Genomic DNA, 24,568 nt, shown 5'->3' on the forward strand with positions numbered 1-24,568 from the left:
TCATGACAGCCGCCGTCGAGGGCGTCGAGGACGCGGGCGACGCGACCGGGGACGAGACCGGGGACGCGCCGGGGGAGGAGAGGGAGTGGAGGAAGCCAAGGGAGTCGAGGGAGTCGGGGGAGGAGGAAGGACGTTGGGACGACGGGGTCATCGCCCGGCGTGTCTCGGCCGCCCGGCAGGAGACAGGGCGGGACGACGCCCCGGACGCGCGGCATGAGCCGGTCGGAGGAACGTACGCCGGACCTCTGAAGACCCGTCTGGACGCCCTGCGTGAACTGGTCGGACTGTCCGGGACCAGGCTGGACGACGGCACGCTCGCCGAGGCGGGACGCGTCCTCGACGAGGCGGCCGCCCGGCAGCGCCTCTCCGCACGGCACACCGTCGTGGCGGTCGCGGGGGCGACGGGAAGCGGCAAGTCCACGCTCTTCAACGCGCTTGCCGGGGTGCCGATCTCGGAGACCGGGCTGCGCAGGCCGACCACCGGGGCCCCCATCGCCTGCACCTGGTCCGAGGGCGCCGCGGGGCTGCTCGACCGGCTCGCCATCCCCGGGCGGCAGCGCCGCAGGCCGCTGGCGGGCGGCGACGGCGACGAGCAGCTGCACGGCCTCGTCCTCGTCGATCTGCCTGACCACGACTCCGCCCTGGCCGGGCACCGGGCGCAGGTGGACCGGGTGCTGGCGCTGGTCGACGCGGTGATCTGGGTCGTCGACCCGGAGAAGTACGCGGACGCCGCGCTGCACGAACGGTATCTGCGGCCGCTGGCCGGGCATGCCGAGGTCACGTTCGTGGTGCTCAACCAGATCGACCGGCTCCCGGAGGAGGCCGCCCCTCAGGTCCTCGACGATCTGCGCCGGCTCCTTGACGAGGACGGGATCGCCCTGGGCGAACACGGCGAGCCGGGCGCGGCCGTGCACGCCGTCTCCGCGCTCACCGGCGAGGGTGTGGCGGAGCTGCGCGAACAGCTGGGCCGTTTTGTGCAGGAGCGGACCGCGCCCGCGCGCCGGCTCGCCGCCGACGTGGACGCGACCGCCGCGCGGCTGCGGCGGGCGTATGTCGCCGAGGGGCGGACCGGGCTGAGCGAACGGGCGCGCGAGGAGTTCTCCGCCCGGCTCGCCGAGGCCGTCGGAGCCGCCGCCGCGGGCGAGGCGGCGGAACGCGAGTGGCGCAGAAACGCCGTCCGGGCCTGCGGATCGCCCTGGCTGCGGCTGTGGCGCTGGTACGAGCGGCTGCGCACGCCCGGGCTCGGACGTGCGCAGCCGGACTCCACGGCCCCGGTGGAGGAGGAGCTCACCGCACGCCAGCGCGTCGAGCACGCGGTGCGTACCGTCGCCGACGAGGCGGCGCACGGACTGCCCGGACCCTGGCGCGCCGCGGTGCGCGAGGCCGCGGCGCGCGGTGCGCGGGGGCTGCCGGAAGCGCTTGACGAACTGGCGGCGCGCGAGGCGGCGCGGCTCGGCGGGCGGCCGCTGCGTCCCGGGTGGTGGCCGGCCGCGGTGTTCGTCCAGGCCGCGATGACGCTTCTTCAGTTCTTCGGCGGGCTCTGGCTGACGGGCCAGATCCTCGGCGTGCTGCAACCGGGGCTGATGGCCCCGGTGTCGGTGATGCTCGCCGGGATCGTGGGCGGTCCGCTGGTCGAATGGGGGTGCGCGGCGGCGGTGAAGGGGCCCGCGCGGCGGTACGGGCAGGACGCCCGGCGGCGGCTGACGGAGGCGGCCGCGGCGTGCGGCAGGGCGCGGGTGCTCGATCCGGTCGCGGCGGAGCTGATGCGCTACCGGGAGGTGCGGGAGCAGTACGGCACGGTCTGCGGCAGCGGGGTGCTGCTCGGCGGGCCGGGGGCGCGGCCCGGTCTGCGGGCCGGTGCACGCCCGGACGGGCCGGCCGGACTCCGGGCGGCGGTCGCGCGCGGGACCGCGCCGAGCGGCATGGCGCGCGCCTCCGGCTGAACGGCCGGGTTGCGCAACGCCGGGTCAGGCAACTCCCGGATGCGCGACGCCGGGATGGGCGACTCCCTCGTACGGGTGACGAACTTGTCCACAACCGCCGTGCTGTCCACAGGCCCCGGCGCGATTCTCCTCGGTGCCTCAGCATGGACTCCGTCAGCACGCGCAACGCACGGGGGAGAGCGTCATGAACGACACGATGGTGACGGTCGTGGGCAATGTCGCCACGAATGTGGAGTACCGGGAAACGGCGTCCGGGGGATGGCGCGTTTTCGATTCGCCGTGACGCCGCGGCGCCGGCACCGGCAGAGCGGAAGCTGGTCGGACGGGCCGACGAGCTTCTATACGGTCTTCGCCTGGCGGTCGCTGGCGATGAATCTGGCCGGATCTGTCGGTGTGGGGGAACCACTGCTCGTACACGGACGGTTGAAGGTAAGGGAAGAGGAACGGGACGGCCGACTGCGGACATTCGTGGACATCGAAGCGGTCGCGGCCGGTCATGATCTGACGCGTGGCACAGCAGCCTTCCGACGGCCGGTGAAGAGAGCGTCACCCCAGGTGACGGAGGTGGAGCCGACTCCTGTTCCCTGACGGGGAGTTGGGGAGACTTGTCGATATGGAAACGCTGAAAAGAGTGAGGCCCGGGGGGATCGCGCGGGGCGTGCGATAACGATTCCGATTCGGAATGGTTATCAGACGGTAGGGCTGGCCACCGTGCCGTGCCGCCCTTCTAGGATTTCCGCGGTACTCGCGGTACCTGCGGTACTCGCGATAGTTACGGGGCACTTGAGTCTGCTGGCGAGGCACTCCCCCCACGCGTCATACGTGATAAGCCTCGCCCGGAGGGGAATTCTGTGTTTGGTGTGTTCTCTGCGTCAGGTGTACGCAGGCGGAGCTCTGCCCGCCGTCGCACCGCCGGGGCCTTGATCTCCGGGCTCCTTGCGGCGGGTTCCATACTCGGCGGCGCGGGTGCTGCCGCCGCTGACGACGGTGTCCAGCACCAGGGTGGGGCGGTCGCCACCCTCGACGGACTGAAGACCTATGACAAGGCCGAGCTGCACTCGAACGGCAAGACGCAGGAGATCCCCGCGGGCCTGTTCGAGATGACGGTGGACGGCGGCGGCCGGCTGAAGACGTACTGCATCGACATCCACAACCCCACCCAGGACCAGGCGAAGTACCTGGAGACCCCCTGGAGCCAGACGTCGCTCGGTGACAACGGCGACGCGGGCAAGATCCTGTGGATCCTGCAGAACTCCTACCCGCAGGTTGACGACCTGGCCGCGCTGGCCCAGAAGGCGGGCACCGGTCCGCTGACGGAGAAGACCGCCGCGGCCGGCACCCAGGTGGCCATCTGGCGCTTCTCGGACGACGCGGACGTCACGGCCGTCGACACGCAGGCCGAGGCGCTCGCCGACTGGCTGGAGAAGGAGGCCAAGGAGGTCAAAGAGCCCAAGGCCTCCCTCAGCCTGGAGCCGAACGCCGTCTCCGGCAAGCCGGGCGAGCGGCTCGGGCCCGTGACGGTCAGCACCGACGCCGGGCAGGTCGCGGTGGCTTCTCCCGCCGACGCCGCCGCCAGCGGCGTCAAGGTCACCGACGAGGCCGGCAAGCCCGTCACCTCCGCGGTCGACGGCTCCAAGCTGTACTTCGACGTCCCCGCCGGGGCGGCCGACGGCTCGGCGACGCTGACGGTCCAGGCCACCACCTCAGTGCCGGTGGGCCGGGCGTTCGCCGGCGTCACCAAGAGCCAGACGCAGATCCTGGCCGGGTCCAGCCAGTCCACGGTCTCCGCACATGCCACCGCGACCTGGGCGAAGACGGGCCCGATCCCGGCGCTGTCGGCAGAGAAGAACTGCACCGAGGGCGGGGTGGACATCACCGCCTCCAACAAGGGCGACGAGCCGTTCGAGTTCGAGCTGATGGGCGTCAAGCACTCCATCGCGGCCGGCGACTCCCGCACCGTGACCATCCCGGTCGCCGAGGACCAGGCGTACGACTTCACGATCACCGGCCCGGCCGGCTTCAGCAAGACGTTCAAGGGCGTCCTGGACTGCGAGACGGCCGGCACCCCCGAGCCGGGCGGCGAGACACCGTCGTCCCAGCCCAGCCCGGCCACGGCCGGCGGCGGCTCCGGCGCCCCGCAGGGCGACAACCTCGCCGAGACCGGCAGCTCCAGCGCCACGCCGGTGATCGCGGGCATCGCGATCGTCATGGTGCTGGCCGGCGGCGGAGCGGTCTTCTTCCTCCGCAAGAAGAAGGCGGTCGCCGGGGAGTAAGCGCCCCGCACACAAGGTGACGGCCCCGGCACGCCCCGCACAGGCGCGCCGGGGCCGCGCCGCACCCACCGGCGCGGAACCGGTTTTCGTCAGGGGACGGGCGTCAGGCAAGATGGGTGTATCTCTGCCCACTCACTTATCTGCCGGACGGTTTCTCTTGGCTGAGTACATCTACACGATGCGCAAGACGCGCAAGGCGCACGGCGACAAGGTCATCCTCGATGACGTGACGCTGAGCTTCCTGCCCGGTGCGAAGATCGGTGTGGTCGGCCCGAACGGCGCCGGTAAGTCCACCGTGCTCAAGATCATGGCCGGTCTGGAGCAGCCCTCCAACGGCGACGCGTTCCTCTCGCCCGGCTACTCCGTCGGCATCCTGCTGCAGGAGCCGCCGCTGGACGAGTCCAAGACGGTCCTGGAGAACGTCCAGGACGGCGTCGCCGCGATCAAGGGCAAGCTCGACCGGTTCAACGAGATCGCCGAGCAGATGGCCGTCGAGTACACCGACGCGCTGATGGAGGAGATGGGCAAGCTCCAGGAGGAGCTCGACCACGCGAACGCCTGGGACCTCGACGCCCAGCTGGAGCAGGCCATGGACGCCCTGGGCTGCCCGCCCGGGGAGTGGCAGGTCACCAACCTCTCCGGCGGTGAGAAGCGCCGCGTCGCGCTCTGCAAGCTGCTGCTGGAGGCCCCCGACCTGCTGCTGCTCGACGAGCCCACCAACCACCTCGACGCCGAGTCGGTGCAGTGGCTGGAGCAGCACCTCGCCAAGTACCCCGGCACCGTCGTCGCCATCACCCACGACCGCTACTTCCTCGACAATGTGGCCGAGTGGATCCTGGAGCTCGACCGCGGCCGCGCCCACCCGTACGAGGGCAACTACTCCACCTACCTGGAGAACAAGGCCACCCGCCTCAAGGTCGAGGGCCAGAAGGACGCCAAGCGGCAGAAGCGGCTCAAGGAGGAGCTGGACTGGGTCCGCTCCAATGCGAAGGGGCGGCAGGCCAAGTCCAAGGCACGTCTGACCCGTTACGAGGAGATGGCCGCCGAGGCCGAGAAGACCCGGAAGCTGGACTTCGAGGAGATCCAGATCCCGCCGGGTCCGCGTCTGGGCAATGTCGTCGTCGAGGTCGAGAACCTGAACAAGGCTTTCGGCGACAAGGTCCTCATCGACGACCTCTCCTTCACCCTGCCCCGCAACGGCATCGTCGGCGTCATCGGCCCCAACGGCGCAGGCAAGACCACGCTGTTCAAGATGCTCCAGGGCCTGGAGCAGCCCGACTCCGGCAGCATCAAGGTCGGCGACACGGTCAAGATCTCCTATGTCGACCAGAGCCGCGAGAACATCGACCCGAAGAAGACCCTGTGGGCCGTGGTCTCCGACGAGCTGGACTACATCAACGTCGGCCAGGTCGAGATGCCGTCCCGCGCGTATGTCTCCGCCTTCGGCTTCAAGGGCCCGGACCAGCAGAAGCCGGCCGGGGTCCTCTCCGGCGGCGAGCGCAATCGCCTCAACCTGGCGCTCACCCTCAAGCAGGGCGGCAATCTGCTGCTCCTCGACGAGCCGACCAACGACCTCGACGTGGAGACGCTCTCCTCGCTGGAGAACGCGCTGCTGGACTTCCCCGGCTGCGCGGTCGTCGTCTCCCACGACCGCTGGTTCCTCGACCGCGTCGCCACGCACATCCTGGCGTACGAGGGCGACTCCAAGTGGTTCTGGTTCGAGGGCAACTTCGAGTCGTACGAGAAGAACAAGATCGAGCGCCTCGGCCCGGACGCGGCCCGTCCGCACCGCGCGACGTACAAGAAGCTGACCCGAGGCTGAACCACGTGGCCAGACACCGCTACAGCTGCCCCCTCCGCTGGTCGGACATGGACGCCTTCGGGCATGTCAACAACGTCGTCTTCCTCCGCTATCTGGAGGAGGCGCGGATCGACTTCATGTTCCGGCTGGCGCCGGGGAACGGCAGTCCGTCGTTCTCTGGCGGGTCCGTGGTGGCCCGCCACGAGATCGACTATCTGCGTCCGCTGGTCCACCGGCATGAGCCGGTCACCATTGAGTCATGGGTGACGAAGATCGGCGCGGCGTCGCTGACGATCGCGTACGAGATCAAGGACCCGGACCAGGTGTACGTGAGGGCCTCGACCGTCGTCGTGCCGTACGACCTGCAGGCCGGGCGGCCCCGCCGGATCTCCGCGGAGGAGCGGTCGTTCCTGGAGGAGTTCGTCGATGACGCCGCCGAGGGTGCTGCCGCCGACGACGCCGCTGCCGCCGAGGGTGCTTTCGCCGCATGACCGCACCCGTGCAGAGTCTGCACTTCGCCGACGCGAGGGAGGCGGAGGACCTGTCCGCCTTCCTCGCCCGGCTGCTCCACTACGATCGCGCCGCCGCCGTCCGCCTCCAGGCCGGGGGCGGCGCGCTCGCCGTTTTCGGCCGGCCGCCGTCCTTCGAGGTGCTGGCGATCCGCACGGCACGCCTGAGCCACCCCGTGGAACTGGACGTCACCGTGTCGGCGGGCGAACTGCTGGAGTCGCTCGGCGGCCGGGAGATCCCCGTGCCCGCCGCTGTCACCGGACCGGCGTGGGCGGGGGTGCTGCCGCCGCGCGGCGGCTGGCGTGAGCTGCCCGGGCTGCCCGGTGTGGCCGAGATGCGCGGGGCGGTGACGGCCGCGGTCGCCGAGTTCCGCAGGCGCGACGAGGCGCTGCCCGCCGAGCGCCGCACCCGCGCGGAGCGCGATCGCATCGGCCGGGAGATCTGGTCCCGCGGCATCGGCTCGACCGGGCTGCCGCTGCGCGCCGTGCACGCCGCGCAGTCGCTGGGCTTTCTGCGCCCCGGCGTGCCGGTGGCGCTGCTGTCCTCGGGTTCCTGGCTGCGGCTGCGCACCCCCTTCGGGTCGGTCGCCGTCCGCACCAACGGAATCGGCGGGCTCAGCGTCACCCCCGTGCGCCCCGCGTGAGCGCGCGAGCGCCTGCTTAAGCCGCGCCCGACGGGGCAGACGCGGCTCATGGCGCATCGTGCATGCGGCAGCGCCATGCGCAACGCGGAAGCGAGCACGAGCAAGCGGAAGCGAGCTGTTGCGAGCGGAAGCGAGCGGAGGCCAAAGCCACGGCGCTGGGGATGTGGGGTGCGGATGGCGTCGACGGACCGGGCCGGGACCGCCGTGCAGTCGGTGGACCGCGCCGTGAGCGTGCTCGAAACCCTCGCCCGGCACGGTGAGGCGGGCGTCACGGAGATCGCGGACGAACTGGGCGTGCACAAGTCGACCGCCTTCCGGCTGCTCGGAGCTCTGGAGAACCGCGGCCTCGTCAGCCAGTCCCGGGAACGCGGGAAATACACCCTGGGGGCGGGCATGCTGCGCCTGGCGGGAGCGGCCGCCGTCCGGCTCGACCTCTCCCAGGAAGGCACCCCGCTCTGCCGTGAACTGGCCGACGAGGTGGGGGAGACCGTCAATATCGCCGTCCTCGACGACGACGCCGCGGTCAATGTCGCCCAGGCGCGCGGCGCGGCCTCGGTGACCACATACAACTGGCTGGGCCGCCGCACCCCCCTGCACGCCACCTCCAGCGGCAAAGTCCTCCTCGCCCATGCCTCACCCGCCGCCCGCGACGCCGTGCTGGACGGTCCGCTGCCCCGCTTCACCGACCGTACGGCGGCCGCCGCGGCCGAGCTCCGCGAGCAGCTCGCGGCGGTCGCCGAGCAGGGTTTCGCCCTCGCCGTCCAGGAGCTGGAGATCGGGCTCAACGCGGTCGCCGCCCCGGTGTACGCCCACGACGGCGAGGTGCTCGGCGCGCTGAGCGTCTCCGGACCCGCGTACCGCATGGAGGAGGAATCACTGCCCAGGCTGGCCAAGCGGGTGACGGCGACGGCGGAGGAGCTGTCGCGCCGTATGGGGTACGGGGGCTGAGCGCTGCCCGCCGCCATGGCGGCGGGCAGGGTCAGTCAGCGGTGTTGACCATCGAGGCCGCCGCGTAGGTGAGGTAGTTCCACAGCTGCCGCTCATGCTCCTCGGAGAGGCCGAGCTCGTCGACGGCCGCGCGCATGTGCTTCAGCCAGGCGTCGTGCGCGGCGCGGTCGACGGTGAAGGGAGCGTGGCGCATCCGCAGCCGCGGATGGCCGCGGTTGTCGCTGTAGGTGCGGGGGCCGCCCCAGTACTGCATCAGAAACAGCACAAGCCGCTCCTCGGCCGGGCCCAGATCCTCCTCCGGGTACATCGGCCGCAGCAGCGGGTCCTCGGCGACTCCCTGGTAGAAACGGCGCACCAGGCGTCGGAAGGTCTCCTCGCCGCCCACCTGCTCGTAGAAGGTCTGCTCCTGAAGCGTGCCGCGCGGAATCTCATTCACGCGTTCCATGTTCTCAGACGGCCCGGCGGAGGACTTTGGTCCTAGGCGGCTGGGGGCTCCGCCCCCCGACCCCCGTGCCTCAAGCGGCGGCGGGGCTGGGTTGTGCGGCCCCCGTGCTTTAATCGCCGGCGGGGCTGGATTGTGCGGCCCCCGTGCCTCAAGCGCCGGCGGGGCTGGATTGTGCGGCCCCCGTGCCTCAATCGCCGGCGGGGCTGGGATTTGGCGCAGCCAAATCAAGCCCGTTGGGGGCCCCGGACGGAGTCTGGGGGAGAGATCGAGGACACGGCCGTCAGGCCGTACCGGGGGTCCGGGGGCGGAGCCCCCGACCCAGGCCCCGGCAACGCTCGCTTCGGCGGCGGCCGCGCCGCACAGTGGTGGCATGGAGGTGCCCGCAGACCGTTTCGCCGAGCCCGCCGCCGCCGCGCGCCGCGCGCTCGTGCGGCGGCTGACGGCCTCCGGGGAACTGCGCGATCCCGCCTGGCGGGCGGCCTTCGAGGAGGTCCCGCGGCATGTGTTCGTGCCGTACTACTTCGCCAGGCTCCCCGGCTCGTACGAGCGGCTGTGGTGCGAGGACCCCTCCCCGGTGCGGCGGGAGCGCTGGCTGCGCGGCGCGTACGCGGATGTGCCGCTGGTCACGCGCGTGCGCGACGGGACGCTGATCTCGTCCAGCACCCAGCCCTCCCTGATGGCCCGCATGCTTCAGGAGCTGCGGGTACGGGACGGCTGCCGCGTCCTGGAGATCGGCACGGGCACCGGCTACAACGCCGCGCTGCTCTGCCACCGCCTCGGCGACGATCTGGTGACCACGGTGGATCTTGACCCGGACATCGTCGAGTCGGCCCGCGCCCATCTGGCGGCGGTCGGCTGCCGCCCGGCGCTGATCACCGGTGACGGGGCGCGCGGCTGCCCCGACCGCGCCCCCTTCGACCGCGCCATCGCGACCTGCACGCTGACGTCCGTGCCATGGGCCTGGCTGGAGCAGTGCCGGCCGGGCGGGCACATCCTGGCCCCCCTCGCCACCGGTCTGATCGCGCTGGACGTGTCCGACGACGCGGCGCACGGCCGCGTCGCCCAGGGCCGCTTTCTGCGCACCCCCGCGCATTTTGTGCCGCTGCGGGGCGGCCCGCCGCCCCCAGCCGTCCGCGGCGGCGGACTTCCCCGGTCGGTCGCCGAGAACGATCTTTTCCGTTTCCTGCTGAACCTGACCGCGGGCAGCCTGGACCCACAAGAGGCGCTGTCCCTGTGGGAGCGCGAGCAGCGTCCGGAGCGCGACCGCTACGGCGTCACCCTCCGCGGCGGCCGCCAGTGGTCCTGGCTGGACGACCCCGAAGGACCGTACGCCTGGCCGGTCGGCGGCCGGGTCAGCCGCGGCGGATCGTGATCGTCGTCCAGGCGCCGACGTGGACGCGGTCGCCGTCGTGCAGCGGCACCGGCACATACGGCTGGATCGGGTCCTCCGCGCCGTTGAGCGTGGTGCCGTTGGTGGAGTTCTGGTCGACGACGGCCCATGAGCCGTCCGGCTGCTGAACCAGCACCGCGTGCTGGTGGGACACGCCCGGGTCCTCCGGCGGGACGGAGAGGTCGATGTCGGGGGATTCGCCCGTGGAGTGTCTGCGGCGGCCGATGGTGAGCTGGGCCCCGGTCAGCGGCAGATGCTGTTCCGGTGAGTACGCGGGCAGATTGAGGCCGTCGGCCTCGGGGCCGCTGCGCTGCATCATCGCGAGGAAGTACTCGCGGTCGGGGCCGATGACCGCGGTCCACCCGGAGGGCGCGGGGTGCTGCCCCTGCGGCCCGTGCTGCCCCTGGGGCGCCTGGTGGGCTTGAGGCGACTGGTGGCTTTGGGGTGCCTGGTGGCCATGAGTCCCGTGCGGGGGCGCAGGGGGAGCCTGCTGGGACTGGTGCGGGGACTGGTGCGGGGGCTGGGGCTGGGGAGGCGGCAGCATCCAGTCGTCACCGCCGCCACCCCCGCCGCCGCCCGTGTGCTGCGGCTGCTGGAAGGACTGCGGGGCCGGCGGCGCGCCGTGCTGCTGGTAGCCGGGGGCGGGCGGCGGCGTCGGCGACAGCGGCTCCGCGGGGCGGTTGAGCTGCGAGGGACGCGAGGCGTGGTAGTCGTACGCGGGCGGCTGCTGGCCCTGCGGGCCGGGCCCGGCAGGCGGACCGGGCGGACCGGGCGGCGCGGGCTGCGGCTGCTGCGGCGGCTGGTGCTGCCCCGGAGGCGGGGACTGGAAGCCGGGCGGGAGGTTCAGCCCCGAGGGCTGCTGCGGCGGCGGGGCCACCGGCGTGTAGGACGTGGCCGTCTGCGTGAGGAAGTTGTAGCGGCACTCCTCGCAGAACGGAGCCGTGGCCTCGCGCGGCGTGCGGCACTGCGGGCACAGCTCCGCCTGCTGTGTGGCGTGTGGGTCGCCGGGCCCGGGGTAGCCGTAGCCGGGCTGGGGAGGCGGGGGCGGAAAGCTCCCCGCCGGGGCGCCGGGTCCGGCCATCCGGTGGCCGCAGACCTCGCACCAGTCGTCGGAACCCGACTGGTGTCCGTTCGGGCAGGTCGGCATGTCGGCGCGTCCCCCTCTCCTCAACCGGCCCGCGGGCCGTCACTCAGGTACTTCTTCGCAGGTGCTTCATGCCCTGCTGTGACCGGACTATTTCTTTACGCGAACGGTCTTGGTGGAACGCGTCTCGAGCGTCATCTCGTCCGCCTCCGCCACCTTCGCCTTCAGCCGCACAGTACCTGCCGCCGCGTCCACGATGTCCACCACCTTCGAAAGCAGTTTCGCCGTGTCCTTGTTTCCCGAGTCCGCGGCGAGCTGCACGGCGCGGCCCAGCCTGGCCGTCGCCCCGTCGACGTCGCCCGCCTTGCGGGCGGCCAGGCCCTGCTGGATGGCCAGCGCCAGCTCCGCCTGGCCCGTGTAGTGCGCGACCTGTGGATTGATCGTGGTCGAGGCGGCCATGTCATCCGTCCACACCGCCCGTACGAGCCCCTGGGCGAGCACCTCGGGTGCCTCGCCGCCGGCGGCCGGGCGGATCAGGGAGGCCCGTGCGGCCAGCATCTCCTGCCCGATGTCCGCCGGAGGCACCCGTACGCAGAGGTGGTAGTCGCGCGACTCGTCGCCCCAGGAGCCGGTCGGATAGTCCCCGGCCCGCGGCCCCGCCTCCGTACGCCGCCCGGTCAGGTCCTCGACGGCCGGTGCGACCTGCTTGACGAATCTGATCTCCGCGCCGGCCGGCGTCCACAGCCGAAGCGCCACATCCGCGACCTCCTTGCCCAGCGCGACCTCCATCATCGAGGTGAAGTCCGCGGTGAGGCCGGCCGGGTCCGCGACGATGTCGGCGGTGCCGAGCAGCGCGGAGGCGACCCCGGTCACCTCCTTGACCTCCCAGTCGGTGCCCACCCCGCGCGCATCGCAGGTGAACCGGCCCGCGCAGGCGTCCAGCGCGGCCCGCAGCTCCTCGGCCGACTCGTGTTCATTGCGGCCGTCGGTGAGGAGGATGCCGTGTCTGATCGGCGCTGAGCCGGAGGCGAGCAGCCGGTCAGCGAGCTTCAGCCAGGTCCCGATCGCGGTGCCGCCGCCCGCGTCGAGCCGCCGCAGCGACTGCTTGGCCTCCTGCCTGGTCCGCCGGTCCGCGATCGCGAGGCCGCCGCCGCCCGGATAGATCTCGGTGGCCACATGGGTCCCGGCGACGACGGCGAAGGCCACGCCGTCGTGGAGCGTGTCGACGGCTGCGGCCGTGGCGTCCCGGGCGCTGCGGATCTTCGACGGGGGATAGTCCATGGAGCCGGAGCAGTCCACCATGATCACCACGGCTGCGGGGGGAGCCGGGCGGCCCGGCAGCCCCGCGGCGTCGGCCGACGGGCCGACCAGCGGGGTGCCGCCGCTGGTGCCGCCTCCGGTGGAGGTGACCGTCACGATGGCGTTCACCTCGCTGCCGCCCTGGGTCAGATACTCGTTCTGGTACACCTCGACGGAGAATCGCGGCACCTGGGACTTGGCGAAGTTGGCCATCTGGTCGGCTCCTTGAGGATCTTCCGGGACAAACGGCTGGTTCGTGGCGGTGCGGTGCTCAAGGTTCGTTTCGTGATGTGTATGGCAGGTCGGGGTCGCGTCGTGCGCGGCTTGGCCGGTCCTGCCCGTCAGCGATCCACGGCGAACGGCAGGACGGCGACTGTGACGTTGTCGTGGCCGCCGCCGTCGAGGGCGTGGCCGACCAGCACCTGGGCGCTGTGCAGCGGGCGGTCGGCGGCGTCCGGGGGGATGGCCCGGGCCATGTTCTCCGGGGCCTCCGCGTAGTTCCACAGGCCGTCCGTGCAGACCACCGCGACTCCGGAGCGGTCCGGTTTGAACGACGCGGTGTGCGGGTCCAGTTCACCGGCGTCCGCGCCGAGCCAGCCGGTGATGGCGTGCGCGCGGGCGTCGGCGTACGCCTCCGCCTCGGTCATCAGGCCCGCCGCGACCATCTGGGCCGCCCAGGAGTCGTCCTCGGTGAGCCGGGCGGACGGTCCGGTGCGGTCGTCGGGCACCCAGTACACCCGGCTGTCGCCGACCCAGCCGACCACCAGCAGCCCGCCCGCCGCGACCGCCCCGACGATCGTGCAGGCCGGGGCGTTGCCCGAGCCCCGCCGGCGCGGGTCGTGCTCCAGCGCCTCGCCGTCCCCGCCGGGCTGTACGGCCAGCCGGTCGACCGCCTCGGCCGCGGCCAGGATCGCGTCGTGCATGGCCTGCTGGGGGTGGACGCCGCGTGGCAGGGCCTCCAGCAGCAGCTCGCTGGCGGCGCTCGCCGCGGCGGCGGACGCCTCGTCCGGGCGGGAGGCGGAGGAGACCCCGTCGCAGACGATGGCGACCACGGCGGGGGATCCGTCGGGCAGCGCGGTGGACGACACGGCGAACGCGTCCTCGTTGCGATGGTGCCGCAGCCCCCGGTCGCTGACGGCGGCGACCGAGCCGAGCCCCTGCTCCAGATGGTCCCGCTCCCGGGGCTGGGCATGGCCGCAGTTCTCGCAGTACCCGTCCGTGTCGACCCGTCCCGCCCGGCAGGCCACGCACATCTTCGCGGTCTCCGGCGACACGGCCAGCGCCGCGGGCGGCACGGTCCGCGGGTCCGGCTGCCCCGCGGCCTCCCGCCCGGCCGGAACCTGCGGGGCGCCGCCTGCGAGCGGCCCGGGGGCCGCACCGCTCCCGCGGGCGGGGCCCGCGGCCGGGGCGGGGCCGCTGAGCGGCGTGGGGGCCGAGGCTGGTACGGACCCTGGGACAGCGGGCGTACCGGCCTCGCAGGCGGAGTCCGCGGCCGGTTCGCTGCGCGGGGCGGCGGCCTGGGCACGGCTTGCGGGCGGTCCGGCCGCGGCGGGTGTGGTCCCCGTACCGGCTGCCGGGGCTGGGCCTGCGGTCGGGCTCTCGCCCGGCGTGGTGACCGGGGTGCCGTTGGCGTGGGGATTCGCAGCCGCGCCCGGAACGGCGATTGGGGCATGGGCCGTCGGCGGCCCGGTGGCCGCACCGGCTGTCTGCGCCCGGCCTGCGCCCGGCCCCTCGCCCGGGGCAGGGCCGCTGAGCGGTCCGGGAGCCGAGGCTGGTGCGGACCCCGGGGTGGGGGGCGTACCGGTCTCCGGGGCCGGGGGCGCCGGTGCGGGGCGAGTGGGGTGGGAGCTTGTCGAGTCGAGCGCGGGCAGGTCGGCCGGGGACTGCGGCGGCGCGGGTGTGCCCCCGCCGCCGTCGGCCCGGGCCGCGGGCCACCGCACCGCCGTGCCGAGCGAGCCTCCCAGATCCGCCCGGTCGTCCGGCGCGGGCCCGGCCGGGGCCGCGCAGCCGCACGCACCGCAGAACAGGTCGCCCGGCTCCAGCGGCTCCGTACAACCGGGGCAGGCCGCCCCGGTGTTCTGCTGGTGCATCGCCATACTCACACCCACGTCCGGGGGCGGAAGCGGTTCGCCCGCTCCACCATGTCCATCCGCTCCTCGCTGCGCTGCGCGAGCCGGGCGAGCACCCGATACGAGCGTTCCAGCCCGAACCGCAGGCCGCGCTCGCTCACTTCGCTGCCGAGCAGCGGGGCCCGCTCCCGCGGCGGTTGCGTTCCGGGACTTTGGGAGAGTACCCAGTCGAGCGCCGCGCCGAGTACCTCTGTGGACAACCGCTCCCGGCGCAGCGCGTCGAGACCGAACGCCCGAAGCGCCTCCACCTGCGCCGCGGCCTCCGTCAGATCGTCCAGCAGCGGCTCGCCCACGGCGCGTCGCCGCAGCCGCGCCCGGACCGCCGCCACTCGCGCCGCCGTGTAGTGGATCGACCCCTCCGGCACCGACTCCAGCGTCCGCACGGCCCCGGCCCGGTCGCCCGCGGCGAGTTGCACCCGTGCGAGGCCGAACGCGGCGCCGACATGGCCCGGGTCCGTCGTCCACACCAGGCGGTAGTACTCCGCGGCGTTGTCCAGCTGGCCCAGCACCTCGGCGCACACCCCGAGGGCCAGCTTGGGCGCCGCCTCGCCGGGGAACGCGTCGTACACCGCGTCGAACGAGACCGCCGCGACCTCGTGTTCGCCGGTCGCCAGGGCGGTCAGCCCGCGGTACCAGACCACCCGCCAGTCGTCGGGCTGCCGCTGCTCCAGCTCCGCCAGCGCCCGGCCCGCGGCCGCCGCGTCGCCCAGCTCCAGCCGGGCGCGCAGTTCCCGCAGCCGGGTCTCCGTCGAGGGCGCGGCCACCGACCGCAGTGCGGCGATCGCCTCGGTGGGGGCCAAGGGGGCCAGCCCCGCGAGGAGACCCGCATGAGGATCGCCCGGATCGACATGCGGCACGGGCAGCGCAAGCGCCGCGCCGCGCGCGTCGAGCGCTCTGAGGTACGGCGCGCTCGCGCCACCGGGCGCGCTGGCCGGCCGCCCGCGCGCCCCCAGCGCCGAGACGTCATCCGTCAGTTCCTGGAACAGCTCCGTGTCCGCGGGGCGCGGCTCCGGGCCGAACAGCGGTGACAGAAAGGGCCGGGGGCGGCCCGTCTGCAGGGCGACGACCTCGCGCAGCACCCCCGTCAGCTGCTCCGACATCTCCTGCGCCGAGGCGAACCGGCGGGCCGGATCGGGGTCGGTGGCCCGTACCAGCAGCCGGTAGAACGACTCGTACGTGCGGAACACCGGGATGTTGTCCGGATCGGGCAGCGAGTCGGCGAACACGTTCGTATAGCCCTGGAAGTCGAACGTCAGCACCGCCAGCGTGCGCGCCACCGTGTACAGATCGGAGGCCGGCGACGGGCCCGCCTCGGCCACCTCGGGGGCCTGGTAGCCCACCGTGCCGTAGATCGCCGAGTCCTCGTCGTCCATCCTGCGGACGGCGCCCATGTCGATCAGCTTGAGGCGGTCCTCCTGCTGGATGGCGTTGTCCACCTTGAAGTCGCAGTACAGCAGATTCCTGCTGTGCAGATGCGCCAGCGCCTCCAGCGCCTCGATGCCATAGGCGCACGCCTGTTCCACCGGCAGCGGGTCCCGCCGGCCCGCCGCGGTCCTGCGTTCGTTGGCGATCTGCTTGAGGGACTTGCCGCCGACGTACTCCATGACGATGTAGCCGTCCAGCGAGCCCGTGCGCTGGTCGAGGTGTTCCACGAAGTTGTAGATGCGGACGATGTTGGGGTGCTCGATCTCCGCGAGGAAGCGGCGCTCGGAGATGGCCGCGGCCATCGCGTCCTGGTCGTCCGTGTCCAGCAGGCCCTTGAGCACCACCCACCGGTCGGACACGGCGCGGTCGACGGCCAGATAGATCCAGCCCAGTCCGCCGTGCGCCAGACAGCCCGCGACCTCGTACTGGCCGTGCACGACGTCCCCGGCCCGCAGCTTCGGCACGAAGGAGTACGGGTGGCCGCATTTGGTGCAGAAGCCCTCGGTGCGCCCGGGGCGGTCGCCGCGCGCCCGGCCGACCGGGGCGCCGCAGTCCGCACGCGAGCAGAACCGCTTCCGCTCCGGAACCTCGGGCTCCGCCATCACCGCCGACTGCGGGTCGGGGCGCGGCACTTCCGGCACCGACACCAGCCCCGCCCCCAGCCGTCCGCGCCCCGAGACGCCGGAGCCCGAGCCGGACCCGGAGCTGCGCACCGAGACCGAGCGGACGCCCGAGCCGCCGCCGGTCAGGGAGCGCGACAGCCGGCCGGAGACGGACCGGCGGGATGCCGATGACGCGGCCGAGCGGGAGGCCCCCGAGGAAGCCGACGACGCCGACGTGCCTGACGAGGCCGACGAAGGCGTCGAGGAGGCGGCGGACGAGGGCGAGCGGCCTGCCGTCACCCCGGTCGCGGGCGAGGAGATCAGTCCGCCGCGTGAGACCACCGGCGCCAGCCCGCAGGTGTCGCAGAAGAACTCGCCCCCGCCCATGTCCTCGTAACGGCCTGGGCAGCCGGGCCGCTGACAGCCGCCGGTGTGGTGGTCGCCGCTCCCGCTCATCCGTCCCCCCTCATCGCTCCCCCGCGCGGTCCCGGTGCACCAGCGCCTGGGCAGCCGCGTCCTGATAGCGCAGCACCGCCTGCTCCGCGGCGCGCAAGTCGCAGGGCGCGCTCCACAGCATCCGGCGCGCCGCGTCGTACCGCTCGATCAGCAGCGGGTCCTCCGCCAGCCCGTGCCGGGCCACCTTGGCCCGGTAGGCGTCCAGCCGCCCGCGCAGCTCCGCACGGACCGCGAGGGGTGCGGTGACGGCCGTCAGCGACTCGCGGGCACGCAGCAGTTCGTCCTCGGCCTCCTGCTCCAGCGACTCCAGCAGCGGGGACAGCCGGTGCCACTGGGAGTGTCTGCGGTACTCCGCCGCCGCGGCCAGCCGCTCGTGGAGGGCGGTCGGCGGGCCGCTGACCGCGGGCACCTCGCTCGCCGCGATCTTCGCCAGCACCTCGCCGCGCGCCGCCCGCGCCTCGACCAGCGTGCGGTCGGCCCGGGAGAGCACATCGCGGACCCGGATGAGCCGGGTCTCCGAGTCCTGCCGCACCTGCAGCACCGCCTCGATCTCGCGGCGCACATCCTCCAGCGCCCGAGCCGCTCGGTCGTACCGCTCGGTGTCGGGCCTGCCGCCTCCCGGCGCCGAGCTGCGGCCGGGGTCCGGCTGCCAGAAGGCCAGCGGATCCGACACCACCTGGGCGCGGAGCGCCGTCAGTTCATGGGTGATCGACTCCAGGTCGTCGCCCGCGGGGTGCTCTCCCGGCCGCACGCCGACCGAACGCGCCAGCGACCGGGTGCGCTGCAGCTCGGCGGAGAGCAGATCTATCCGCGCGGGCAGCGCCGACCACACGGCGTCCGCCGTCACCACGGTGTCGAGCGAAGAGGCGTACAGCTCGTTCATCCGGGTCACCAGCTCCTCCAGCGTGAACTGTTCGGAGAGCCGGTCGGGCCCGGCGAGCTGCGGACCGTCCGGAGCCGCGGAGTTGGCGACCGTCACACTGCGGCCGCGCAGCCGCTCGGTCAGCTCCGCCAGCTCCTCACGGCCCGGCCAGCGCCGCCGGGCGCGCACCTCGCGGGCGGCGTCGAGGGCGGCCGCGTACGCCTCGAAATAGCCCCACAGCAGACCGATCGCCCGCTCGGCCGAGGCCCAGCGGTCCTTGGTGACGCCCGTCAGCTCCGCCCCTTCGAGGAGTCTGCGGCCCGCATGGTCCTGGAGGGCGAGCAGCGAGGTCTCGATCGCCTCGTGCTCTGCCCCGAGACGCCCCAGCGCACGGTCCACCTCGTCCCGGTCCATCACCGGCCCGGGGGTCCCGGAGGAGCCGGGGAATGGTCCCGCGACGCCCATCGATCACCTCTCCGCTCTCACTTGTTTCTCACTCGCTCGCATCCGCTGCTGCGGATCCGCTGCGCCGGATCCGTTATTCCGGCCGGTACTTGGGGGCCGGAGGCCCCGCCACACCGGGCAGATCCGCCGCCAGCCACTTGTCGTACGCCCGCTGCCAGGCGCCCTCGCGGTACTCGACGAGCACCTGGTTGACCCGCCGGATCAGATCGTCCTTGCCGAGTCCGGCCGCCACGCCGTAGTACTCGGTGGTGAACGGTTTCTCGCCCTTCAGCTCCACCGCCGGGTCCTGCGCCGCCTGCCCCGCCGCCAGGGCGTTGTCCGTCACCACGGCGTCCACCAGCCCCAGCTGCAGCCGCACCAGGCAGTCGAGCTGATTGGGGACGGTGAGCAGATCCTCGTCCTCCGGGCTTTTATCGTGCTCGTCCCGGAATGTCGCGCCGAAGCTGTTCCGCTCCAGCGCCTCATAGGCGGTCGAACCCTCCGCCGAGCACACCTTCTTGCCGGCGAGCGAGGAGTCATAGCCGGTGATGGAGGAGGACTTGGGGGCCAGGACCTGCTGCCCGGCCTCGAAGTAGGCAGTGGAGAAGGAGACCTGCTTCAGCCGTGCGCAGTTGATCGTCATCGTGCGGACCACAAGGTCAACCGTGCCCCGGTCCAGCGCGGGTATGCGCTGGTTGGTGGGGATGGCCCGGAAGATCACCGCCTTGGGGCTGCCGAGGATGTCCTCGGCGATGGCGCGCGCCAGATCGATGTCGAAGCCTTCGAGATTCCCGGTGGCCGGATTGCGATAGCCCCAGCGGTAGCTGTTCTGGTCGACGCCGACGATCAGCTTGCCGCGGGCCTTGATGGCGTCGATGGCCGGCCCGTCGGCGGTCGAGGGGGCGAGAGAGCGCTCCGGTTCGGTGCACTCCTCCGCGGCGGGTGCGTTCACCGTCTCCGCCGCTGCTGTCTCGCTTGCGGCAGCTGCCGCACCGGCGCCCTCTGCCGGGCCCGCTTCGTCCGGCGGGCCCGCGTTGCCCGCTGCCGCCGGGGCTGCCGCCGGGCCCCAGGCCGGAGCACCGCCCCGTCCGTTCGCGCCGAGCACGCCGTTCGCCCTGTCCCCGGCCATCCCCGGCGCACCGGCCGTGCCCGCGGCTCCCGCCCCTGCGGCTTGGGCGCGGTCCGCGACGCCCGCCCCCGCTGGGCCGTACCCGCCCCCGCCCCCGTACGCGGCGGGCGGCAGCAGCGCGGCCGCGGCGGTCAGCGCGCAGGCGACCGCCATGGCGGCGGCCCCGCCCCAGCCGCGGAGCCGGCCACCGCCGCCGGGCCGCCTGCCCGGCCCCGCGTCCTTCTCCGCACCTGCCTTTCCCGCCCCGGCCTTCCACGCCGCGGCCTTTCTGGTCTTCGACCTTCTTCTGTCCGCCGTCGCTCCGGCCGTCATGTCCGCCCCCCTCCTCACCGGTACTCCGACAGCCTGCGGCCGATGCCCAGGACGGCCGCGCCCGCGCCCAGCGCCGTCAGCACGCCCGCGCCCACCGGAAGTCCCGCCAGCGCGCCCCGCCCGTCCCGCGCGGCCCGGGAGAACTCCCGCTCCTCGTGTGCCAGCGCCTTCTCCAGACTCTCGTCCACCTGGTCGAACGCCGCCCCGGTGGAGCCTTCGGCACCGATGATCTTCCGCAGCGCGCCGTCGTAGTCGCCGGCCTTGTCCTGCGCGCTGGCCTGCTCATGGCGGGTCCGCCACTCGGCGGCCGCATCGGCGGCCGACGCCACGGGATCGCGTCCCGCGGCGTCGTCCGCGAGACGCCGCGCCTGCCGCAGCCCGGACTGGAGCCGCCGCATTCCCGTCGCGTAGTCCGTCTCGTACTTGTCGCTCTTGCCGTCGTTGGTGAGCACCGTGCCCCGCGCGACCAGCGTCAGATTCTCATTGGCCCGCGCCTTCAGGGAGTTGATCCGTGCGTCGCTGAGCACGGCGAGCGACTCCTGGCCGTGTATCCGCGCCTCATGGAGCTGGGCGCGGGCCACCGTGTGGCCCACGGCCAGCCACAGCAGCAGCACGGCCGCCGCCGCCGTGGCCGCTAGCAGACCGTGGTTGAAGACCCTGTTCGTCCGCAGATACAGCCGCCGCTGTGCCCAGCCGAGCGCGGCGAGCGCCAGCAGGCCGGTGGCGAGCGCCGCATACGGCCGGCCGCGGGCCGCGTCCTGGTCCCGGTCGAGCCGGGCCGTCTCCGCCTCGTACAGCAGCTGTGCCGCGGGCAGCAGTTCCTTGGTCATCTGTTCGTTGGCGAACCGCAGATAGGCGCCGCCCAGCGGCTTGCCCAGCCGGTTGTTGGCGCGGGCCCGCTCGATCAGGCCGTAGTAGCGCGGCAGCCCTTCGTTGAGCGTGGCGATCTGACGGCCCGACGCACTGGAGCCGTCGGTGGTCGCCGCGGCCTCGACCAGCAGCCGCGAGGCGAGGGCGATGTCCTTCTCGTACCGCTCGCGGACGGCGGGGGGCTCCTCGACGCCGGCCAGGAATCCGCTGGAGGCGGCCGTGTCCGCGTCGGCGAGTGAGCGGTAGACCGCGGCGGCGTCCGAGCTGAGCGGCTGGCTGCGGCTCACCACGTCGTCCGCCGCGGACGACCGGGCCGAGACCTCCCAGGCCGTCACCGCGCCGAACGCCACGATCAGGGCCGCCAGCACGGCCCCGATGATCCGCAGCCGCCCCGGCTCTGTCGTCGCCGCCGCGCGCAGCCGCGACCAGCCGGCGGCCCAGGCTCTTCGGCCGCCGCCCGGCGCGCGGGACACCTGGGGCATCGGGGGCGGGCCGCCGTCAGCGCCGGAGGCGGTCGGGCCGTCCGTCGCCGCGCCGTCCGGGGCGGTCCCGTGGCTTGCGGCCCCCGGCTGCGCGGGCACCCGCGGCTGCGCCGACGCCCGCGGCGGCGTCGGCGTGCCCCGCACATTCGGCGGCTGTGTCATGCGACCTCCCCCTCGGCCCCTGACCGCGGCCCGTCCCCCCGCGGGTCAGCGAACAGCTCCCGGCCAGCAGTATGGCCGCAGAGCACGGCCTCTACACCAGCCTTGACCGGACCGTGCGCTGATCGCAGCCGCTACGGCTATGCATGCCCCGTCCAGCCCAACTCCCCACCACGAATACGCCGTCGGCCGCACATAGGTTCCCTTCCGCGTCACCCGTCCGAGGGATCAGCGGAATCCGATGCATCCGAGGCATCCGAGGCATCCGAGCCACTGGACGGCATCGGCGGGCCGCCGTAGTGCGCCCGGAGCCGTGCATACGCCTCCGCCGACGCGCCCGTACGGTCCAGGCCCAGCAGCGCCGCCCCCAGCACCGGCGGGGCCGTCACCACATCGACGACCGCCTTGGGCGCGCGGTCCGCCAGCAGGGCCCTGATCCGCTCGTTCAACTCCGGGTGGCCGGCCGCCAGCACACCGCCCCCCAGCAGCACCGGCGCCGTCTCATCGAGCAGTCCGAGCCGCCGCAGCGCGACCGCCGCCATGGTCACCACCTCCTCCGCCAGCCGCCGCACCAGGGCCCGGGCCACCGGGTCGCCGTCCGCCCCGGCCGCGAACAGCACCGGCGTCAGCTCGTGCGTACGCGCCATCGGGATACGGCCCAGATGCAGCGCCTCGATCAGCGCGTACATCGACGGCAGCCCGAAGTGGCCCGGCAGGGCGAGGGCGAGCGCGGTCGGCTCCCCGCGGCCGTCCTCCGCCCGCGCCGCGTGCCACAGGGCCTCCTCGGCCAGCCCCTGCCCGCCGCCCCAGTCGCCGGAGATCCTGCCGATCGCCGGAAAGCGCGCCGTACGGCCGTCCGGCAGCATGCCCACGCAGTTGATGCCCGCCCCGCACACCACGGCGACGCCCCTGGGCTCCGCGCCCTGCGGCAGGCCCGCGCGCAGGACCGCGAAAGTGTCGTTGCGCACCTGTGCCGTGCGTCCCCAGCCGCGCTCCCGCACGGCATCGGCCAACTCGGCCTCCTCCACCGGAAGATCGGCGTTGGCGAGGCAGGCGGAGACATGTCCGGCCTGCGCCGTCCCGGCCCGGGAGAAAGCGCGCCCGACCGTCTCTCCCAGCGCGTCGAGCGCCGCGGTGAGTCCGGTCCTCGGCGGCTGGAAGCCGCCGCCGCGCGCCGTGCCGAGCACGGCGCCGTCCGGGCCGACGACGGCGACGTCCGTCTTGCTGTTCCCCGCGTCGACGGCGAGGACCGTGCCGCGGGCGGCGACCGCGCCGGCGGCCGGAGCCGCGGCGGGATGTGTGTTCACGCCCACGCGAGATGCTCCCGGTTGTGCGCGATGAGCCGGTCGGCGAGTGTGTCGGCGTAGGCATACTGGCCGATCAGCGGATGGGACAGCAGCGCCGTGAACACCCGGTCGCGGCCGCCGTGCAGCGCTGCCTGAAGCGCCAGGTCCTCATACGCCGTGACGGCGGCGATCAGCCCCGCGTACAGCGGGTCCGGCTCGGGAACCGGCAGCGGGGCCGCCCCGTGCCGGTCCACCCGCGCCTGCGCCTCGATCACGGCGTCGTCGGGCAGGAAGGGCAGCGTGCCGTCATTGCGGACGTTGACCACCTGGACCGGGGAGCCGCCTGTGCCGCCCAGCAGCGCGGCGGCGAGATCCACCGCCGCCTCCGAGTAGAACGCGCCGCCACGCCTGGCGAGCAGCTCCGGCTTCCGGTCGAGCGCCGGATCGGCGTACATCGTCAGCAGTTCCCGCTCCATGGCGGCGACTTCCGCGGCCCGCGACGGCTTGGTGCGCAGCTCGCGCACGACCTCGTCGTGCGCGTAGAAGTAGCGCAGATAGTACGAGGGGACGACGCCGAGGCGGTCCAGCAGCGGCCGCGGCAGCCGCAGATCGTCGGCGATGGCGTCGCCGTGCTCGCCCAGCAGCTTGGGCAGCACCTCCGCCCCGTCCGGGCCGCCGAGCCGCACACTGGTCTCCCAGGTGAGGTGGTTGAGCCCCACATGCCCCAGATGGATGTCGGACGGCGCGACATCGAGCAGCGCGGCGAACTTCCGCTGGAAGCCGATGGCGACATTGCACAGTCCGACGGCCCGGTGGCCGGCCTGGAGCAGTGCGCGGGTGACGATGCCGACGGGGTTGGTGAAGTCGATGATCCAGGCGTCGGGGCTGGCCCGGCGCACCCGTTCTGCGATGTCCAGGACGACCGGCACGGTCCGCAGCGCCTTGGCGAGGCCGCCCGCGCCCGTCGTCTCCTGACCCACGCAGCCGCACTCCAGCGGCCAGGTCTCGTCCTGCTGCCGGGCCGCCTGTCCGCCGACGCGGAGCTGGAGCAGCACGGCGTCGGCGTCCGCGACGGCCGCGTCCAGATCGCCGGTGGTGACGATCTTTCCGGGGTGCGCCTGTCTGGCGAAGATACGGCGGGCGAGGCCGCCAACGCGTTCCAGCCGGTCGGCCGCCGGGTCGACGAGGACCAGTTCGGTCAGCGGCAGGGTGTCGCGCAGCCGTGCGAACCCGTCGATCAGTTCGGGGGTATAGGTGGAACCGCCACCCACTACTGCGAGCTTCATATGCGAATCAGGCCTTTCTCGCCTTGCTCACCCTTCACTCCGGTCAGGGTGACGCCCTCGATGAAGGCTTTCTGTACGAAGGACACTGCGAAGGACATTGCGAAGGACGTACGGCGGGGAGCGGACGGGGCCGCTCAGCGGGAGGTGTCGAAAACGTCGTCGCGGACGGCGGCCAGGGCGCTCTCCAGCGCGCCGCGCAGCACCGGGCTCTCGCGTACGGCCCCGAGCACCAGCCGGGGCCGGGGCGCGGCCAGTTCGGCCAGTTCCGCCTGAACGCGTGAGCGCAGCGGCTCGCCGCCCGCCGTGAGCACCTCCCCGGACAGCACGACGAGCTGTGGATCGAGCACGGCGACCAGGGAGGCGAGGCCGGTGGCCAGCCCGGTGGCGTACGCGTCCAGCAGCCGGCGGTACGGCTCCGGGTCCACGCCGCCGCCGGTGCCGGTGCCGGTGCCGGTGCCGCGCTGGGCGGAGCCGGAGCGGTCGTCCGGCCGCGAACCGGTGCCGCCGTGCCGCCCCGTGCCCGAGCCGGTGCCAGTTCTGCCGTGGTCGCCGTGCCCGCCGTCGCGGTCCGCCCCCGGCCGTGACGGGCCGCCCGCGCCGCGGCCTGTGACGCCCGCGCCGGCGGTGGGGCCTGCGCCGCCTGTGAGGCCCGTATCGCTCGCGTCGCCCGTACCGCCCGTGCCGCGGCCGGTATGGCGGGCGTCGGCCGTGCCGCCTGTGCCGGTTTCCGGGCGCGCGGAGCCCGGGCCCTCGTCGGCGCCGCTGGGCCGCCTTGAGGCCGTGCCGCCGC

General features: G+C 73.5%; 17 protein-coding genes and 2 pseudogenes. 8 read left to right on the top strand and 11 right to left on the bottom strand.

Annotated features, from left to right (window positions below; all coding sequences use genetic code 11):
* Positions 1 to 2 precede the first annotated feature (2 nt).
* The 7 genes and pseudogenes from OF819_RS14660 to OF819_RS14690 all read left to right on the top strand — a co-directional run bounded on the left by OF819_RS14660 (position 3) and on the right by OF819_RS14690 (position 8,118).
* Entirely contained in the window at positions 3 to 1,943 is a 1,941-nt protein-coding gene (locus OF819_RS14660) for a GTPase (RefSeq protein ID WP_267243966.1), read from the top strand.
* 184 nt (positions 1,944 to 2,127) lie between these two features.
* Positions 2,128 to 2,531 (top strand): annotated as a pseudogene (locus tag OF819_RS14665) (single-stranded DNA-binding protein).
* A gap of 272 nt (positions 2,532 to 2,803) precedes the next feature.
* Positions 2,804 to 4,216: an LAETG motif-containing sortase-dependent surface protein gene (locus tag OF819_RS14670; protein WP_267243942.1), complete on the top strand. Its 1,413-nt coding sequence runs from the start codon at positions 2,804 to 2,806 to the stop codon at positions 4,214 to 4,216.
* A 157-nt stretch (positions 4,217 to 4,373) separates the two neighbouring features.
* On the top strand, positions 4,374 to 6,038 hold the full coding sequence (gene ettA / locus OF819_RS14675) for an energy-dependent translational throttle protein EttA (protein ID WP_267243943.1): 1,665 nt from the start codon (positions 4,374 to 4,376) through the stop codon (positions 6,036 to 6,038).
* A gap of 5 nt (positions 6,039 to 6,043) precedes the next feature.
* Complete coding sequence (locus tag OF819_RS14680) at positions 6,044 to 6,508, top strand: acyl-CoA thioesterase (RefSeq protein ID WP_267243944.1); 465 nt, start codon at positions 6,044 to 6,046, stop codon at positions 6,506 to 6,508.
* Complete coding sequence (locus tag OF819_RS14685; protein ID WP_267243945.1) at positions 6,505 to 7,170, top strand: hypothetical protein; 666 nt, start codon at positions 6,505 to 6,507, stop codon at positions 7,168 to 7,170. Before OF819_RS14680 ends, OF819_RS14685 begins: the two co-directional genes overlap by 4 nt.
* A gap of 174 nt (positions 7,171 to 7,344) precedes the next feature.
* Entirely contained in the window at positions 7,345 to 8,118 is a 774-nt protein-coding gene (locus tag OF819_RS14690; protein WP_267243946.1) for an IclR family transcriptional regulator, read from the top strand.
* Between the two features lie 31 nt (positions 8,119 to 8,149).
* Here OF819_RS14690 and OF819_RS14695 read toward each other — a convergent pair whose 3' ends face one another.
* Entirely contained in the window at positions 8,150 to 8,554 is a 405-nt protein-coding gene (locus OF819_RS14695; RefSeq protein WP_323748927.1) for a globin, read from the bottom strand.
* A 379-nt stretch (positions 8,555 to 8,933) separates the two neighbouring features.
* On the opposite strand from OF819_RS14695, the gene OF819_RS14700 reads away from it, so the two are divergent.
* Complete coding sequence (locus tag OF819_RS14700) at positions 8,934 to 9,935, top strand: methyltransferase domain-containing protein (RefSeq protein ID WP_267243948.1); 1,002 nt, start codon at positions 8,934 to 8,936, stop codon at positions 9,933 to 9,935.
* On the opposite strand, the gene OF819_RS14705 is transcribed toward OF819_RS14700, so the two are convergent.
* The 10 genes and pseudogenes from OF819_RS14705 to OF819_RS14750 all read right to left on the bottom strand — a co-directional run.
* Positions 9,916 to 11,100, bottom strand: coding sequence for an FHA domain-containing protein (locus tag OF819_RS14705; protein ID WP_267243949.1), 1,185 nt, complete (start codon positions 11,098 to 11,100; stop codon positions 9,916 to 9,918). The two genes, OF819_RS14700 and OF819_RS14705, sit on opposite strands and share 20 nt — an antisense overlap.
* A gap of 87 nt (positions 11,101 to 11,187) precedes the next feature.
* Entirely contained in the window at positions 11,188 to 12,549 is a 1,362-nt protein-coding gene (locus OF819_RS14710; protein WP_267243950.1) for a vWA domain-containing protein, read from the bottom strand.
* A gap of 128 nt (positions 12,550 to 12,677) precedes the next feature.
* Entirely contained in the window at positions 12,678 to 14,432 is a 1,755-nt protein-coding gene (locus OF819_RS14715; protein WP_267243951.1) for a PP2C family protein-serine/threonine phosphatase, read from the bottom strand.
* A 2-nt stretch (positions 14,433 to 14,434) separates the two neighbouring features.
* On the bottom strand, positions 14,435 to 16,948 hold the full coding sequence (locus OF819_RS14720) for a serine/threonine-protein kinase (protein ID WP_267243952.1): 2,514 nt from the start codon (positions 16,946 to 16,948) through the stop codon (positions 14,435 to 14,437).
* A gap of 10 nt (positions 16,949 to 16,958) precedes the next feature.
* A complete protein-coding gene (locus OF819_RS14725; RefSeq protein ID WP_267243953.1) occupies positions 16,959 to 18,275 on the bottom strand; it encodes a hypothetical protein in 1,317 nt (438 codons plus the stop codon).
* Positions 18,276 to 18,348: 73 nt separating this feature from the next.
* Complete coding sequence (locus tag OF819_RS14730) at positions 18,349 to 19,383, bottom strand: glutamate ABC transporter substrate-binding protein (protein ID WP_267243967.1); 1,035 nt, start codon at positions 19,381 to 19,383, stop codon at positions 18,349 to 18,351.
* 326 nt (positions 19,384 to 19,709) lie between these two features.
* Positions 19,710 to 21,209 carry a hypothetical protein gene (locus OF819_RS14735; protein ID WP_416370537.1) on the bottom strand — a complete coding sequence of 500 codons (1,500 nt, stop codon included), beginning with the start codon at positions 21,207 to 21,209 and terminating at the stop codon, positions 19,710 to 19,712.
* Between the two features lie 209 nt (positions 21,210 to 21,418).
* Positions 21,419 to 22,519, bottom strand: coding sequence for an N-acetylglucosamine kinase (locus tag OF819_RS14740; protein ID WP_416370538.1), 1,101 nt, complete (start codon positions 22,517 to 22,519; stop codon positions 21,419 to 21,421).
* On the bottom strand, positions 22,510 to 23,778 hold the full coding sequence (locus tag OF819_RS14745; RefSeq protein ID WP_267243954.1) for a 6-phospho-beta-glucosidase: 1,269 nt from the start codon (positions 23,776 to 23,778) through the stop codon (positions 22,510 to 22,512). Before OF819_RS14745 ends, OF819_RS14740 begins: the two co-directional genes overlap by 10 nt.
* Positions 23,779 to 23,912: 134 nt before the next feature.
* Positions 23,913 to 24,568, bottom strand: a pseudogene (locus OF819_RS14750) (hypothetical protein); the annotation flags it as partial.

The sequence above is a fragment of the Streptomyces sp. PR69 genome (assembly GCF_026420845.1).
Taxonomy (GTDB): Bacteria; Actinomycetota; Actinomycetes; order Streptomycetales; family Streptomycetaceae; genus Streptomyces.